The organism is Streptomyces odonnellii (assembly GCF_000981895.1).
GTDB classification, from domain to species: Bacteria; Actinomycetota; Actinomycetes; order Streptomycetales; family Streptomycetaceae; genus Streptomyces; species Streptomyces odonnellii.
On the sequence record NZ_LATD01000182.1, the window covers coordinates 1 to 14,937 of the forward strand.

11 protein-coding genes are annotated in these 14,937 nt (G+C 71.3%); 2 read left to right on the top strand and 9 right to left on the bottom strand.

The window, feature by feature from the left end; genetic code table 11:
• Window positions 1-389: 389 nt before the first annotated feature.
• The 9 genes from WH07_RS17725 to WH07_RS17765 form a co-directional block, all read right to left on the bottom strand.
• Entirely contained in the window at window positions 390-776 is a 387-nt protein-coding gene (locus WH07_RS17725) for a barstar family protein (protein WP_046500970.1), read from the bottom strand.
• Window positions 777-806: 30 nt separating this feature from the next.
• Window positions 807-1,199 carry a ribonuclease domain-containing protein gene (locus tag WH07_RS17730; protein ID WP_046500971.1) on the bottom strand — a complete coding sequence of 131 codons (393 nt, stop codon included), beginning with the start codon at window positions 1,197-1,199 and terminating at the stop codon, window positions 807-809.
• Between the two features lie 314 nt (window positions 1,200-1,513).
• Window positions 1,514-3,055 (bottom strand): DEAD/DEAH box helicase, encoded by a 1,542-nt coding sequence (locus tag WH07_RS17735; protein WP_046500973.1) that lies wholly within the window; start codon window positions 3,053-3,055, stop codon window positions 1,514-1,516.
• A 91-nt stretch (window positions 3,056-3,146) separates the two neighbouring features.
• Window positions 3,147-3,350 carry a cold-shock protein gene (locus WH07_RS17740; RefSeq protein WP_015607926.1) on the bottom strand — a complete coding sequence of 68 codons (204 nt, stop codon included), beginning with the start codon at window positions 3,348-3,350 and terminating at the stop codon, window positions 3,147-3,149.
• A 207-nt stretch (window positions 3,351-3,557) separates the two neighbouring features.
• Window positions 3,558-4,061, bottom strand: coding sequence for a pyridoxamine 5'-phosphate oxidase family protein (locus WH07_RS17745; RefSeq protein ID WP_046500974.1), 504 nt, complete (start codon window positions 4,059-4,061; stop codon window positions 3,558-3,560).
• Window positions 4,062-4,129: 68 nt separating this feature from the next.
• On the bottom strand, window positions 4,130-4,858 hold the full coding sequence (locus tag WH07_RS17750) for a vWA domain-containing protein (RefSeq protein ID WP_046500976.1): 729 nt from the start codon (window positions 4,856-4,858) through the stop codon (window positions 4,130-4,132).
• Between the two features lie 301 nt (window positions 4,859-5,159).
• Complete coding sequence (locus WH07_RS17755) at window positions 5,160-6,620, bottom strand: glutamate synthase subunit beta (protein ID WP_046500977.1); 1,461 nt, start codon at window positions 6,618-6,620, stop codon at window positions 5,160-5,162.
• Window positions 6,613-11,172 carry a glutamate synthase large subunit gene (gene gltB / locus WH07_RS17760; RefSeq protein WP_046500979.1) on the bottom strand — a complete coding sequence of 1,520 codons (4,560 nt, stop codon included), beginning with the start codon at window positions 11,170-11,172 and terminating at the stop codon, window positions 6,613-6,615. Before gltB ends, WH07_RS17755 begins: the two co-directional genes overlap by 8 nt.
• 397 nt (window positions 11,173-11,569) lie before the next feature.
• Window positions 11,570-12,298, bottom strand: a complete 729-nt coding sequence (locus WH07_RS17765; RefSeq protein ID WP_046500981.1) for a VIT1/CCC1 transporter family protein — start codon at window positions 12,296-12,298, stop codon at window positions 11,570-11,572.
• 256 nt (window positions 12,299-12,554) lie between these two features.
• On the opposite strand from WH07_RS17765, the gene WH07_RS17770 reads away from it, so the two are divergent.
• Both WH07_RS17770 and WH07_RS17775 read left to right on the top strand, forming a co-directional pair.
• Window positions 12,555-13,583: an ADP-ribosylglycohydrolase family protein gene (locus tag WH07_RS17770; RefSeq protein ID WP_046500982.1), complete on the top strand. Its 1,029-nt coding sequence runs from the start codon at window positions 12,555-12,557 to the stop codon at window positions 13,581-13,583.
• Window positions 13,583-14,937, top strand: a 1,355-nt coding sequence (locus tag WH07_RS17775) for an ADP-ribosylglycohydrolase family protein (RefSeq protein ID WP_232788943.1), incomplete at its 3' end; no start/stop codon positions are given. The genes WH07_RS17770 and WH07_RS17775, both read left to right, overlap by 1 nt.

Genomic DNA, 14,937 nt, shown 5'->3' on the forward strand with positions numbered 1-14,937 from the left:
CCGGGCAGACGGGACTTTGAAGACACGCCCTAGGCCCTGTCCGGCCGATCTTCGCGGGCCCGCGACGCCTGGCACGGCACCTCACCGCGTTGTCGGAGTCGCCCGAGTACGTCCAGTACACGCGCGATCCTCCGCCTTGCGATGCTCCCCCGTGGCCTGAACGGCACGGGAGGGACCCCCTCCACCAGACGCCGCGGTCTGATCCACGAAGACCGACCGGACAGGACCTAGGGCCTCTCGTTTGGATCTTGCTGGGCTCGCGGGCCCCGGCACCGCGCCTCGCCGCGTTGCCGTCAGTCACCAGGGCTCCGCCATGGCTCCATCCTCCGCCTTGCGATCCACGGCACCAGACCCCGCTCCCTGATCCAGCCAGATCCAAACGACAGACCCTAGTCGAGTCTCAGTACTCCGGGCGCCTCTTCCTCGATGAGCCGTACCAGTTCGTCGAAGACGGTGGGGCCGCGCCCGGCCAGAACGTCGTCCAACTCCGCCTGGATGGCGGGCCTGTTGTCCGGGTGCGCCCGCTCCAGCCGCCGCTGGAGCGTACGCACCGTCTCCTCCTGGCCGAGCGCGCTGCGCGAGAGGTCGTGCCGGCGCCATTCGATGACGAAGTCGCCGTCGTCAGGCGTGCCGTACCCCCCGTGCAGACAGTCCGCGAGCGCGTCGAGATTGCGCCCGAAGTAGCCGCCGGGACCGTTCACTGCCGCCCCGATCACCTGCCAGAAGCGATCGAGGTCGGTGACCTCCGCCCCGTCGATCACATACGTCACCGTCATGGGACGGAGGCTACCTTCCGGTCAGCGGTCTCAGCAGCCGTAGTTGACCAGCGAGAACGACGCGTAGTGGTTGGAGGTGTAGTAGTCCTCGTTGTTCCGCTGGCCGGTCACGATGCGACGCGCACCGCGGTCGGAGGAACCGGGCGTGACAACGGTGTACTCGTGGTAGTAGCTGCTCGACTGCTTCGGAAGGATGCCTTCGCGGTTCTGGAAGACACCGCCGTCCTGCCGGTACGGGAAGGGCCCGCCGGCGTCGATGAGACGGAGGGTGGTGTGGGCCTGGGAGGGCAGCTTGGAGTAGCAGATGCTGCCGACGGCCGAGGTGGCGGCGGAGGCGGCGGTGGCGGTGACTCCGCCGACGAGGACCGAGGCCGCGAGAGCGGCGGCGCCACCGAGGGTGGCGATACGTGGGGGAATTCGCATGGCTTCATGATGACGCGCGTAGACCTGTACACGTCAATCCCAACGGCGTGGAGTTTCCGGGAAGTTAACCGCTCGAACCAGGCCGGTAGCACCCCGTACACCGGCCGTCCGACCCGCCCGCCGCACCGTGTGCGCCGGGTTTCGGCCAGGAGCGGGGCCGGGCCGAAGCCGGGCCACGGGCGGAGTCAGACGGAGGTGGGACCGGGCCGGGGGCCGGGCGGGAACGATCCCGGACCGGCCCAGGGCCGGGCGGAATGCCGGGGCCCGGCGGCTCGTTCGGACGCCGCCGGGCCCCGGCGTGGAGACGTTCGCGCTCAGGCGGCCGTGCGCCGGCCCCCGTCGGCGCCCCGGTCCGGACGGCCGCGCCGGCCCCGGCCGCCACGGCCCGTACCCGTACCCCCGGCTCCGCCGAGACGCGCCGCGCCACCGCCGCCGCCCGCGCCGGAGCGCGCCGGACGCGAGGTCCGGGTCCGCGGCTTCGCCTGGACGACGGGCTGCGGCACATCGATGGTGACCGGCACCCCGGAGGGCTCACGAGCACCCGTCAGCCGTACCAGTTCCTCGTCCTTGGAGGTGATCCGCGCCGACCGGGGCACGATCCCCGCGTCCGACATCAGCCGGGTCATCTCGCGCCGCTGTTCGGGCAGCACCAGCGTCACCACGCTGCCGGACTCCCCCGCCCTGGCGGTGCGCCCGCCTCGGTGGAGATAGTCCTTGTGGTCGACGGGCGGGTCGACGTTCACGACCAGGTCGAGATCGTCCACATGGATGCCGCGCGCCGCGACATTGGTCGCGACAAGACAGGTCACCTGGCCGTTCTTGAACTGTTCGAGCGTCCGGTTGCGCTGCGGCTGGGAACGCCCGCCGTGCAGCCCCGAGGCCCGTACCCCGCTCGCCAGCAGCCGCTTGACCAGCCGGTCCACGGACCGCTTGGTGTCGAGGAAGAGCAGCACCCGCCCGTCGCGCGCGGCGATCCGGGTGGTGATCTCCTTCTTGTCCGTCTCGTCAAGGACGTGCAGCACATGGTGTTCCATCGTGGTGACCGCGCCCTGGGACGGGTCGACGGAGTGGACCACCGGGTCGGTCAGGTACTGCCGTACGAGCCGGTCGATATTGCGGTCCAGGGTCGCCGAGAACAGCATCCGCTGTCCGCCCGGCTCGACCTGCTTGAGCAGTGCCGTGACCTGCGGCATGAAGCCCATGTCGGCCATCTGGTCGGCCTCGTCGAGGACGGTGACCGCGACCCGGTCGAGCCGGCAGTCGCCGCGCTCGATGAGGTCCTTGAGCCGGCCCGGCGTCGCCACCAGCACCTCGGCGCCGCGCCGCAGCGCGCCCGCCTGCTTCGTGATGGAGAGCCCGCCGACGACGGTGGTCAGCTTGAGGTTGACGGCGGTGGCGTACGGGGTGAGCGCGTCGGTCACCTGCTGTGCCAGCTCGCGCGTGGGCACCAGCACCAGTGCGAGCGGCGCGCGCGGCTCGGCGCGCCGGCCCGCCGTACGGGCGAGGAGCGCCAGGCCGAAGGCGAGGGTCTTGCCGGAGCCGGTGCGGCCCCGGCCGAGGATGTCGCGTCCCGCGAGGGAGTTGGGCAGGGTCGCGCCCTGGATGGGGAACGGCTGTGTCACTCCCTGTGCGGTGAGGGTCTTGAGCAGGCCCGCGGGCATGTCCAGCTCGTCGAACGCCTCGACGGAGGGCAGCGCGGGGGTGATGGTTTCCGGCAGAGTGAATTCCTGCGGACGGACGGCGGCGCGCCGGGCGGGTGCTTTGGCCGGGCCTTTCGCGGGTCCCTTGGCGCGGGAATTCACCGGGCGCTTGCCGGCGGGGCGGGCGGCACGGTCGTACCGCTCGGATCGAGTCATGCGGAAATGCCTTCCTGGGCCTGAGGACAGCGCGAGCCGGGACCCGCACCTGTGTGGTGCGGGCCCCGGCTGCGAGGTACGCGTCCGGAAATTAGGCCGGGACGATGTTCTCCGCCTGCGGGCCCTTCTGGCCCTGCGTGACGTCGAACGAGACCTTCTGGCCCTCCTGGAGCTCACGGAACCCCTGGGTGGCGATGTTGGAGTAGTGGGCGAAGACGTCGGCGCCGCCGCCGTCCTGCTCGATGAAGCCGAAGCCCTTTTCCGAGTTGAACCACTTCACGGTGCCTGTAGCCATGTCATTCTCCTAAACAGGTGCAGAGCCGGAAATCCGCACTGCGCGAATTCCTCGTCGCCGCGTTGAGCCCCATCCGGAGAAAGCCGGCGAAAACAATAATGCGCCTGACGAACATTTCCCGTCAGGCGCACATAAAGTTCATGGGTACCAAAACTGCAACGCCGTCAGCCTAGCACGCCCTCGCGCCGGACGGCGATACGGTGCCGGTCACCCGGCCTCCTCCCGCGGCGGCTCCTCGCCCGCCCCGCGCCGTACGGTGCGCGGCGGCCGGCCGGGGTGCCAGATCCGTACGACCATCTCCTCGCCGTCGAGCCCGGTCCAGACGACTTCGGAGAGTTCCGCCCGGAAGAGATGGAACGGCAGCGGCACCCCGACCTCCCCCGAGATCCGCGCGAGCGAGCTCTCGTCCGTGACCACCACGGCCCGGCCGCCGATCCTGACGTCCCCGTCGGCCAGCTCCTTGCCGGAGCCGGGATTCGCCTGCACATTGAACCGGGGATCGCGCAGCAGATCCCGCGCCTTGAGGGAATTCGGCATCATCCCGAGCCACAACTCCCCGAAGAGAAAGGACACTTCGAGCCCCGATACCCGGGGGGAGCCGTCCTTGCGGAGGGTCGCGAGCACATGGTGGGGGTACTTCTGGAATCGCTGCCGTACGGTGTCGGCGAAGTCCGGTTCCGCGGACCGGAAATCCGACCAGGTGAATGTCATGGGTCCAGTCAACCGCCGATACCCGACACCTTCTGTCGGGTATCACGGCGGATTCCGGCGAGTCCTCGTCAGCGCGCGATACCCAGTTCCCGTGCCCGGCGCAGCCAGTGCGGGAACTCCCCCACCAGCCGGTCGTACAGCTCAGCGTCCGTCACCCGTCGCGGGTCCTCGCCGGCGTGGAAGAACCCGGCGTTGTCGACGGGCCGTTTGGCCGGGACGGGGAGTTCATCGAGCTTGCGCAGGAAGTCGAACTGTCTGCTGCCCGGGTCGCCGAAGCCGATGAACTGCCAGAACAGCGGCAGCCGTGCGGCCTTGCACAGATACCGCTCGGCCGCGGGCTTGCTCGTCGGCCCTCCGTCGGTCTGGAAGACCACCAGCGCGGGCTCGGTGGACCCGCTGTCCAGATAGTGGTCGATCACCGCGTCCATCGCCAGGTGGTAGCTGGTCTTCCCCATGTGCCCGAGCCCGGCGACGATCTCGTCGATACGGCCCCGGTGTCCGGCGAGTGAGATGTCGGTCTCGGCGTCGATATCGGTGGAGAAGAAGATGACGGGTACGGTGCCGTCGTCGTCCAGGTGGGCGGAGAGTCCGAGGACCCGGTCGGCGAGCGCCTGGACACTGCCGTCCTTGTAGTAGTCCTTCATCGAACCCGAGTAGTCGAGAACCAGATAGACGGCTGCCCGCTGCCCGTCCAGTCCGTTCTTCACCAGCGAGACGCCCGCGCTCTTGTAGAGGCTGACGAGCCCCGGCGCGGTCTCCTCGATCTTGCGCAGGCTGATGGCAGGTCCCGGTCCCACGAGGCTCCCCCTGTGTCTCGGTGCGCGACGTGTCTCGGTGCGCGGACCTGTTGAGGGTACGTGAGGACACGGGCGCCGAGTCCCGCCGTACCACCGGGCGGGGAGGCGAGGGCCACGGCGCCTGCCGTCGGTCCGGTCGGGGACTGGGGGCAGGCGCCGCGCCTTGCGGGGGACCCGGGAGACGCTCCCCGGGCCGACACCGCCCGTACGCCGTTGTACGGGAGCTTCTTATGTGTGTGCCGTGATGTGTTGCCGTGATGTGTGCGGTGTACGTGTGCCGCGCTTACGTGTGCCGCGCGGGTCAGACTGTCAGAGCGCGGTCGGTCGGGCGGATCGGGGCGGGCAGTTCGCTCGCCCCGGTGAGATAGCGGTCCACGCCGCGCGCCGCCGAGCGGCCCTCGGCGATCGCCCACACGATCAGCGACTGTCCGCGCCCCGCGTCCCCGGCCACATACACACCGGGCACATTGGTCGCGAAGTCCGCGTCCCGCGCGATGTTGCCGCGCTCGTCCAGCTCCAGGCCGAACTGCTCGACCAGACCGTTCGCCTGGTCGGTGCCGGTGAAGCCCATGGCCAGCGTGACGAGCTGCGCCGGGATCCGCCGCTCGGTGCCCGGCTTCTGCGCCGGCCTGCCGTCCTTGAACTCCACCTCGACCAGGTGCAGATACCGCACGTCGCCGTGCTCGTCGCCCTCGAAGTGGGTGGTCGAGACGGAGTAGACGCGCTCGCCGCCCTCCTCGTGCGCGGAGGTGACCTTGTAGAGCATCGGGAAGGTCGGCCACGGCTGGTGCGGGGCGCGGTCCTCGCCGGGCCTCGGCATGATCTCGAGCTGGGTGACGGAGGCGGCGCCCTGGCGGTGGGCCGTACCGACGCAGTCCGCGCCGGTGTCGCCGCCGCCGATGACCACGACATGCTTGCCCTGGGCGCTGATCGGGGAGACCGTCAGATCGCCCTCGCGCACCTTGTTGGCGAGCGGCAGGTACTCCATCGCGAAGTGGATGCCGTTCAGCTCGCGGCCGGGTACGGGCAGATCGCGCGAGACGGTGGCGCCGGCGGCGATGACCACCGCGTCGTACCGCTTGCGCAGCTTCGCGGCGTCGATGTCCCGGCCGATCTCGATCTCGGTACGGAACTTGGTGCCTTCCGCGCGCATCTGCTCGATACGCCGGTTGATGTGCGACTTCTCCATCTTGAACTCGGGGATGCCGTACCGCAGGAGCCCGCCGATCCGGTCGGCGCGCTCGTACACCGCGACGGTGTGGCCGGCCCGGGTGAGCTGCTGGGCGGCGGCCAGTCCGGCCGGTCCCGAGCCGATGACGGCGACGGTCTTGCCGGAGAGCCGGTCGGGCGGCTGCGGGGTGACGTCGCCGCTGTCCCAGGCCTTGTCGATGACGGCGACCTCGACGTTCTTGATGGTGACGGCGGGCTGGTTGATGGCGAGCACGCACGCGGACTCACAGGGCGCGGGGCAGAGCCGCCCGGTGAACTCGGGGAAGTTGTTGGTGGCGTGCAGGCGCTCGCTCGCCGCCGTCCAGTCCTCGCGGTACGCGTAGTCGTTCCACTCGGGGATCAGATTCCCGAGCGGGCAGCCGTTGTGGCAGAACGGGATGCCGCAGTCCATGCAGCGGCCGGCCTGCTTGCTGATGATCGGGAGCAGCGAGCCGGGGACGTACACCTCGTTCCAGTCCTTGACGCGCTCCTCGACCGGGCGGGTGGGCGCGACCTCGCGGCCGGTGGTGAGAAAGCCCTTCGGGTCAGCCATGGGTCGCCGCCTCCATCATCTTCTCGGTGGTCTCGGTCTCCGAGAGACCGGCCAGCTCGGCGGCGTCCTTGGCGGCGAGCACTGCCTTGTACGTAGTGGGGATGATCTTGCTGAAGCGGTCCACGGCGGTGTCCCACTCGGCCAGGAGCTTCCCGGCGACGGTGGAGCCCGTCTCCTCCTGGTGGCGGCGCACCACGTCGTGCAGCCACTGCTTGTCGGTGTCGTCGAGCGGGCCCACGGCGGCGAGGTTCCCGGCGTTGACATTGTCGGGGGCGAGGTCGACGACATACGCGATGCCACCGGACATACCGGCGGCGAAGTTGCGCCCGATCGGGCCGAGGACCACGGCGTGGCCGCCGGTCATGTACTCGCAGCCGTGGTCGCCCACGCCCTCGGAGACCACGGTGGCGCCGGAGTTGCGGACGCAGAAGCGCTCGCCGGTGCGGCCGCGCAGGAACAGTTCGCCGCCGGTCGCGCCGTAGGCGATGGTGTTGCCCGCGATGGTGGAGTACTCGGCGAGGTGGTCGGCGCCGCGGTCGGGGCGTACGACGATCCGGCCGCCGGAGAGGCCCTTGCCGACATAGTCGTTGGCGTCGCCCTCCAGCCGCAGGGTGATGCCGCGCGGCAGGAACGCGCCGAAGGACTGGCCGGCCGAGCCGGTGAAGGTGATGTCGATGGTGTCGTCGGGCAGGCCCGCGCCGCCGAACTTCCTGGTCACCTGGTGGCCGAGCATGGTGCCCACGGTCCGGTTGATGTTCCGGATGCCGGTCTGGGCGCGTACCGGCTGGGCGGCCTCGGCGCTGTCGGCGGCGAGGGCGTCGGCGGCGAGCTTGATCAGCTCGTTGTCGAGGGCCTTCTCCAGTCCGTGGTCCTGCTCGACGGCCCGGTGGCGTACGGCGTTCCCGGGCAGGTCGGGTACGTGGAAGAGCGGCTTGAGGTCGAGGCCCTGGGCCTTCCAGTGGTCCACGGCCCGTTCGGTGTCGAGCAGTTCGGCGTGGCCGACGGCCTCTTCGAGGGTACGGAAGCCGAGCCCGGCGAGGATCTCGCGGACCTCCTCGGCGATGAACTCGAAGAAGTTGACGATGTACTCGGCCTTGCCGGAGAACCGCTCGCGCAGCACCGGGTTCTGGGTGGCGATGCCGACCGGGCACGTGTCGAGGTGGCAGACGCGCATCATGACGCAGCCGGAGACGACGAGGGGCGCGGTCGCGAAGCCGAACTCCTCGGCGCCGAGGAGCGCGGCGATGACGACATCGCGGCCGGTCTTGAGCTGCCCGTCGGTCTGTACGACGATCCGGTCGCGCAGACCGTTGAGCAGAAGGGTCTGCTGAGTCTCGGCGAGGCCCAGCTCCCAGGGGCCGCCGGCGTGCTTGAGGGAGGTGAGCGGGGAGGCGCCCGTACCGCCGTCGTGTCCCGAGATGAGCACCACATCGGCGTGTGCCTTGGAGACCCCGGCGGCGACCGTGCCGACGCCGACCTCGGAGACCAGCTTCACATGGATGCGGGCGCGCGGGTTGGCGTTCTTGAGGTCGTGGATGAGCTGGGCGAGGTCCTCGATGGAGTAGATGTCGTGGTGCGGGGGCGGGGAGATCAGGCCGACGCCGGGGGTGGAGTGCCGGGTCCTGGCGACCCAGGGGTAGACCTTGTGCCCGGGGAGCTGGCCGCCCTCGCCGGGCTTGGCGCCCTGCGCCATCTTGATCTGGATGTCGTCGGCGTTGACGAGGTACTCGCTGGTGACGCCGAAGCGCCCGGAGGCGACCTGCTTGATGGAGGAGCGGCGCGCCGGGTCGTACAGCCGGTCGGCGTCCTCGCCGCCCTCGCCGGTGTTGGACTTGCCGCCGAGCTGGTTCATGGCGATGGCGAGGGTCTCGTGCGCCTCGCGGGAGATGGAGCCGTACGACATGGCGCCGGTGGAGAAGCGCCGGACGATCTCCGAGACCGGTTCGACCTCGTCGAGCGGGACCGGCTCACGGTCAGGGGCGAAGCCGAAGAGACCGCGCAGGGTCATCAGCCGCTCGGACTGCTCGTTCACCCGTTCGGTGTACATCTTGAAGATGTCATAGCGGCGGGCGCGGGTGGCGTGCTGGAGGCGGAAGACCGTCTCCGGGTCAAAGAGGTGCGGCTCGCCCTCGCGGCGCCACTGGTACTCGCCGCCGATCTCCAGCTTGCGGTGGCTGGCGGAGATCCCGGAGGCCGGGTACGCCCTGGCGTGCCGGGCGGCGACCTCCTCGGCGACGACATCGAGACCGGCACCGCCGATCTTGGTGGCGGTGCCGTTGAAGTACTTGTCGACGAACGACTGGTCGAGGCCGACCGCTTCGAAGACCTGTGCCCCCCGGTAGGAGGCGACGGTCGAGATGCCCATCTTGGACATGACCTTGAGGACGCCCTTGCCCAGGGCGTGGATCAGGTTCCGGATGGCGCGCTCGGGCGGCAGGCCCTCGATGAACGTACCGGCGCGGACGAGGTCCTCGACGGACTCCATGGCGAGGTACGGGTTGACCGCGGCGGCCCCGTATCCGATGAGCAGCGCCACATGGTGCACCTCGCGGACGTCGCCGGCCTCGACGAGCAGCCCGACCTGGGCGCGCTGCTTGGTGCGGATGAGGTGGTGGTGGACGGCGGCGGTGAGCAGCAGCGAGGGGATCGGGGCGTGCTCGGCGTCGGAGTGCCGGTCGGAGAGCACGATGATCCGGGCGCCGCTCTCCAGGGCGGCGTCGGTCTCGGCGCAGATCTCCTCGATCCGGGCGGCCAGGGCCTCTCCGCCACCGCCGACCCGGTAGAGACCGGAGAGCGTCGCGGCCTTCATGCCCGGCATGTCGCCGTCGGCGTTGATGTGGACGAGCTTGGCCAGCTCGTCGTTGTCGATCACCGGAAAGGGCAGGGTGACACTCCGGCAGGACGCGGCGGTGGGCTCCAGGAGATTGCCCTGCGGGCCGAGCGAGGAGCGCAGCGAGGTGACCAGTTCCTCGCGGATGGCGTCCAGCGGCGGATTGGTGACCTGTGCGAAGAGCTGGGTGAAGTAGTCGAAGAGCAGCCGGGGCCGGGCGGAGAGCGCGGCGATCGGCGAGTCGGTGCCCATGGAGCCGATCGGCTCGGCCCCGGCGCGCGCCATCGGCGCGAGCAGGACGCGCAGCTCCTCCTCGGTGTAGCCGAAGGTCTGCTGGCGGCGGGTGACCGAGGCGTGGGTGTGCACGATGTGCTCGCGCCCGGGCAGGTCCTCCAGCTCGATCTCGCCGGCTTCGAGCCACTCCTGGTAGGGCTTCTCGGCGGCGAGGGCCGCCTTGATCTCGTCGTCCTCGATGATGCGGTGCTCGGCGGTGTCGACGAGGAACATCCGGCCGGGCTGGAGGCGGCCCTTGCGGACGACCTTGGCCGGGTCGATGTCGAGGACGCCGACCTCGGAGGAGAGGACGACGAGGCCGTCGTCGGTCACCCAGTAGCGGCCGGGGCGCAGCCCGTTGCGGTCGAGGACCGCGCCGACCTGGGTGCCGTCGGTGAAGGTGACACAGGCGGGGCCGTCCCAGGGCTCCATCATCGTGGCGTGGAACTGGTAGAAGGCACGCCGGGCCGGGTCCATGGAGTCATGGTTCTCCCAGGCCTCCGGGACCATCATCAGCACGGAGTGCGGCAGCGACCGGCCGCCGAGGTGGAGCAGTTCGAGGACCTCGTCGAAGGTCGCCGAGTCGGAGGCGTCGGGCGTGCAGACCGGGAAGATCCGCTCCAGCTTGTCCGGCCCGAACAGCTCGGAGGCGAGCTGGGACTCGCGGGCGCGCATCCAGTTGCGGTTGCCCATGACCGTGTTGATCTCGCCGTTGTGCGCGACGAAGCGGTACGGGTGGGCCAGCGGCCAGCTCGGAAAGGTGTTGGTGGAGAACCGTGAGTGGACCAGCGCGACGGCGGTCGCGAGCCGGCGGTCCGAGAGGTCGGGGAAGAACGGCTCCAACTGGCCGGTGGTGAGCATGCCCTTGTAGACGAGCGTACGGGCGGAGAGCGAGGGGAAGTAGATCCCGGCCTCGCGCTCGGCGCGCTTGCGCAGCAGGAACGCCTTGCGGTCCAGGGCGATGCCCGTGCTCGTACCGTCCGCGACGAAGAGCTGGCGGAAGGCCGGCATCGTGGCGCGCGCGGTGGCGCCGAGCAGTCCGGGGGCGACGGGCACCTCGCGCCAGCCGAGGACGGTCAGGCCTTCCTCGGCGGCGATCGTCCCGATGCGCGAGACGGCCTCGGTGGCGTCGTCGGCGGGCAGGAAGGCGATGCCCACGGCGTACGAGCCGGCCTCGGGCAGATCAAAACCGGCGACCTCGCGCAGAAAGGCGTCCGGCACCTGGAACAGGATCCCGGCGCCGTCGCCGGAGTCGGGCTCGGACCCGGTGGCGCCCCGGTGCTCCAGATTGCGCAGTACGGTCAGCGCCTGCTCCACCAGCGCGTGGCTGGCTACACCGGTGAGGGTGGCCACGAACCCGACGCCACAGGCGTCGTGCTCGTTACGGGGGTCGTACATGCCCTGCGGGGCGGGGCGACCGTCCATGGGCGACCAGGCGTCGGAACGCATCGGCTCTCCCGTCGTCGTTTCGTGGCATATGCGATTACCGAGGGACGACGCTGGCCCTCCAAGAAATTTCACGCAGGTTACATGATGGGGAGCTTCTCGCGGAACGGATAGCTGATTCCAGCATGTGGACACCGCTCGTAGCGGTGGATGTGGGGAGCAGACGGACAGATCGTCGTCCGTCCGGGGGTGGCGGAGCAGGCTTCGTTGCCCGCGGCGCCTTCGGCTCATGCCCGGTCATTAACGACTCGAAACCGCCGGGTAACGGCCGCATATGTGGCGCCGGGCATAGTGTCGCACCCCGGCGCCCGGAACGCCCGGGGTTGTACGTCACAGGGTGGGGGCTCGATGCCCGTACCGCAAGGCCTGAGGGGGTACGGAGGACCCGTTCGGGCGTGGGTCAGACCGCCGCGCCGAACAGGGCTCCGAGACCGTATGTCACCGCTGCCGCCGTGCCGCCGAGCACAAGCTGCCGCAGTCCGCTGTACCACCAGCTCCGCGCGGTCACCCGGGCCACCAGGGCACCGCAGGCGAACAGCCCGCTCAGCGCCAGCGCCACCGCGGGCCACAGCGCCGTCGCGCCCAGCAGATACGGCAGTACGGGCAGCAGCGCGCCCAGCGCGAAGGATCCGAACGACGACACCGCGGCGACCACCGGCGAGGGCAGATCGTCCGGATCGACCCCCAGCTCCTCGCGTGCGTGGATCTCCAGCGCCTGCTCGGGATCGCGGGAGAGCTGCCGGGCCACCTCACGGGCCAGCTCGGGCTCCACCCCGCGCGACTCGTAGAGCGCGGCCAGCTCGTCCAGCTCGTCGGCGGGGTGCTTGCGCAGTTCACCGCGCTCCACCTCCAGCTCCGCCTGGACCAGCTCGCGCTGCGAGGCCACCGAGGTGTACTCGCCGGCGGCCATCGAGAAGGCACCGGCCGCGAGGCCCGCGAGCCCGGTGATCACTATCGTCTGCTGGGAGACCGCGCCGCCCGCGACCCCGGTCATCAGCGCCAGATTGGAGACCAGCCCGTCCATCGCGCCGAAGACCGCGGGACGCAGCCAGCCGCCGTTGACATCGCGGTGCGTGTGGTTGTCGCGGTGCGCCACGTGGAGCGCGGCCTCGGTGTCGATGATCGACATGGTTCTCCCTTTCCCAATGTCTCAACGCTTCGAAAATACGCACGAAAAAGCGCTCCCGCCAGCAAGGAAGGCCGTACTTACCAGGCATGACAAGCCATCGGGGACAGGACCGGGGACCCGTCGGGGGCAGCGACGGCGGGCCGTGCCAGCCGGGTGACAGCGGCGTTTCCCGGACTCCCCGGGCGCCCGGCGTGGCAGAGATCCAGGACCACCGGGAACACATTCCGCACCCGGGCGCGCGTGAAAGGGCCACATGATGGAGTCGACCGCGTGCGGCCCCGCCGCCGGTCCCGACGCGGCCGCGGTGCTGCGCGACCGGGCGCGCGGCGCGCTGCTCGGACTCGCCGTCGGTGACGCGCTCGGCGCCCCCGCTGAGAACATGCGGCCCTCCGAGATCCGCCGCCGCTGGGGCCGTATCGAGGGTTTCGTGACCGACAAGCCGGCGGGCACGGACGACACGGAGTACGCCATCTTCTCCGGGCTGCTGCTCGCCAGGCACGGCTCGGCGCTGACCGTCTCCCATGTCGAGAACGCCTGGCACCACTGGATCGCGGACCTCGACGAGGGCCCGTTCCGCGGGGCGGGCTTCAGCGAGCGCGGCACGCTGGAGAACCTCAGACGCGGGCTCGCCGCCCCGATCACCGCCCAGCACCGGCACGCCTGGAGCGACGGACTGGCGATGCGCGCGGCACCCTTCGGGGTGTTCGCGGCGGGCCGCCCCGCGGAGGCGGCCCGGCTGGTCGCCGTCGACGGCACCGTCAGCCACGACGGCGAGGGGATCTACGGCGGCCGGGCGGTCGCGGCGGGGGTCGCCGCCGCGATGACCGGCGCGGGGCCCGCCTCCGTGATCGCCGCGGCACTCTCCGTCGTCCCCATGGACTCCTGGACGGCCCGCACCCTGCGCCGCGGCGTGGTCGCCGCGGGCCGCCGCTACCCGGACACCCTCACCATGGAGCGGGCACTGCGCTCCTCGGTGGTCATCGGCGGCTATCCCTGGACCGATCTGGCCCCGGAGGCGGTGGGCCTGGCCTTCGGCGCGTTCGCGGCGGCCCGGGGCGACTTCCGTACCTCGGTCCTGACCGCGGTCAACATGGGCCGGGACGCGGACACCACCGCGGCGGTGGCGGGCGCGCTGGCCGGAGCGGTGTCGGGGGCGCGGGCGATTCCCGCCGAGTGGTCCTCGTCCATCGGCCCGGCCCGGGGAAGCTGCCTCCCCTCGATGCGCGGCTACCACGTCCTGGACATCGCCGACCTGCTGACCCCGGACGAGGACGAGGTGGCGTGATGACACCGGTGACCGGGGGCGCCCCGCCGCGACGGTCCGGTACGGACGGCGCCCGCCCGGCGACGCCGTACCCGGGCGGGCGCGACAAGACCGGCGGACGGCCCGGCCCGGGAGAGCACAGCACCGAACAGAGCGGCATCGGAACCGGAACCGGCACAGGCACCGGCACTGACGGGAGCGGGCGGGATCCGCTGCGCCGGATCGAGGGGCTGCTGCTCGGGCTCGCCGCCGGGGACGCCGCCGGATGGCCCGCCGCCCGGCACCGCGCCGCCCGGATGCCCGAGTGGACCCGGCGGCTCACCCGGGAGCTGGACACCTTCGCCGAGCAGAACGCGACCACCACTCTGCCCGTCCCCATCGCGCTCAACCAGCCCCCCGAGCCGCTGCGGCTCGGCCCCTCCGACGACGCCGAATGGGCCGCCTTCACCGCCGAGTCCGTCCTCACCGCCGCCGGGCGCCACTTCGACGGGCTCGGCGCCGACCGCCGGATGCGCGCCGCCGTCGATCTGGCCTGGAACTCCCTGGCCAGCGAGATCGCCGCGGCGGCGGCCCGCGCGCCCGAGGTCGAGTCCGCCGTACCGCCGCTGCGGGCGCGGATCTCCGTACGGGCGGGCCTCGGCAATCTCGCCACCGGGCTGCGCCCGCCCGCCACCGGCCACGACAACCCGCACTTCTTCGACGACGCCGCCTGTGTACGGGCCGCCGTGCTGGCCGCCGTCCACCCCGGCCGCCCGGCCGCCGCCGCCGAACTCGCGGAGTTCGACGCCCGCTACACCCAGGACGGGGACGGGGTGCACGGTGCCCGCGCCATGGCCGCCGCCGTCGCCGCCGCGCTGGGCGGCGCGGACGCCGAGGGCGCGGTCGAGGCGGCGCTCGCCCAGTTGCCGACGACCACGGAGATCGGCCGCAACGCCCGGCACGCCCTCAAGCCGGCCCGCGACGTCGCCCATGAACCGGCCGGCGCCTTCGCGCTCGTACCGCTGCTGGAGCACCAGATCGTCGACCATGTCTACAGCTACGGCATCGCCGCGGCCGAGACCGTGCCGGTCGCCCTCGCCCTGACCCTTGCCGCCGGGGGCGAGGTCAGCGGCGCGGTGCCCGCCGCCGCCTGTCTCTCCCGGGTCGCCGACTCCGCGCCCGCCCTCGCCGGCGCGCTGAGCGGTGCGCTCGGCGGCGGCGACTCGGTCCCCGCCACCTGGCGGGACGCCTGCCGCACCCTCGCGGGATGCGCCCTGCCCCGGCTCGCCAGAACCGATCTGGTGGAACTCGCCGGGCTCCTGGCAGCCACGGAACTGACCGCTCCGGGGGGACAATTCCGGCATGACGACGCTGAGCACTCCCCCCACCCCGGCCC

Excerpts from the sequence above, each read along its gene's own strand:
- WH07_RS17725 (WP_046500970.1), bottom strand. The coding sequence starts at position 776 with ATGACGGTGACGTATGTGATCGACGGGGCGGAGGTCACCGACCTCGAT.
- WH07_RS17740 (WP_015607926.1), bottom strand. The coding sequence starts at position 3,350 with ATGGCTACAGGCACCGTGAAGTGGTTCAACTCGGAAAAGGGCTTCGGC.
- WH07_RS17770 (WP_046500982.1), top strand. The coding sequence starts at position 12,555 with ATGGAGTCGACCGCGTGCGGCCCCGCCGCCGGTCCCGACGCGGCCGCG.
- gltB (WP_046500979.1), bottom strand. The coding sequence starts at position 11,172 with ATGCGTTCCGACGCCTGGTCGCCCATGGACGGTCGCCCCGCCCCGCAG.
- WH07_RS17745 (WP_046500974.1), bottom strand. The coding sequence starts at position 4,061 with ATGACATTCACCTGGTCGGATTTCCGGTCCGCGGAACCGGACTTCGCC.
- WH07_RS17755 (WP_046500977.1), bottom strand. The coding sequence starts at position 6,620 with ATGGCTGACCCGAAGGGCTTTCTCACCACCGGCCGCGAGGTCGCGCCC.
- WH07_RS17730 (WP_046500971.1), bottom strand. The coding sequence starts at position 1,199 with ATGCGAATTCCCCCACGTATCGCCACCCTCGGTGGCGCCGCCGCTCTC.
- WH07_RS17735 (WP_046500973.1), bottom strand. The coding sequence starts at position 3,055 with ATGACTCGATCCGAGCGGTACGACCGTGCCGCCCGCCCCGCCGGCAAG.
- WH07_RS17765 (WP_046500981.1), bottom strand. The coding sequence starts at position 12,298 with ATGTCGATCATCGACACCGAGGCCGCGCTCCACGTGGCGCACCGCGAC.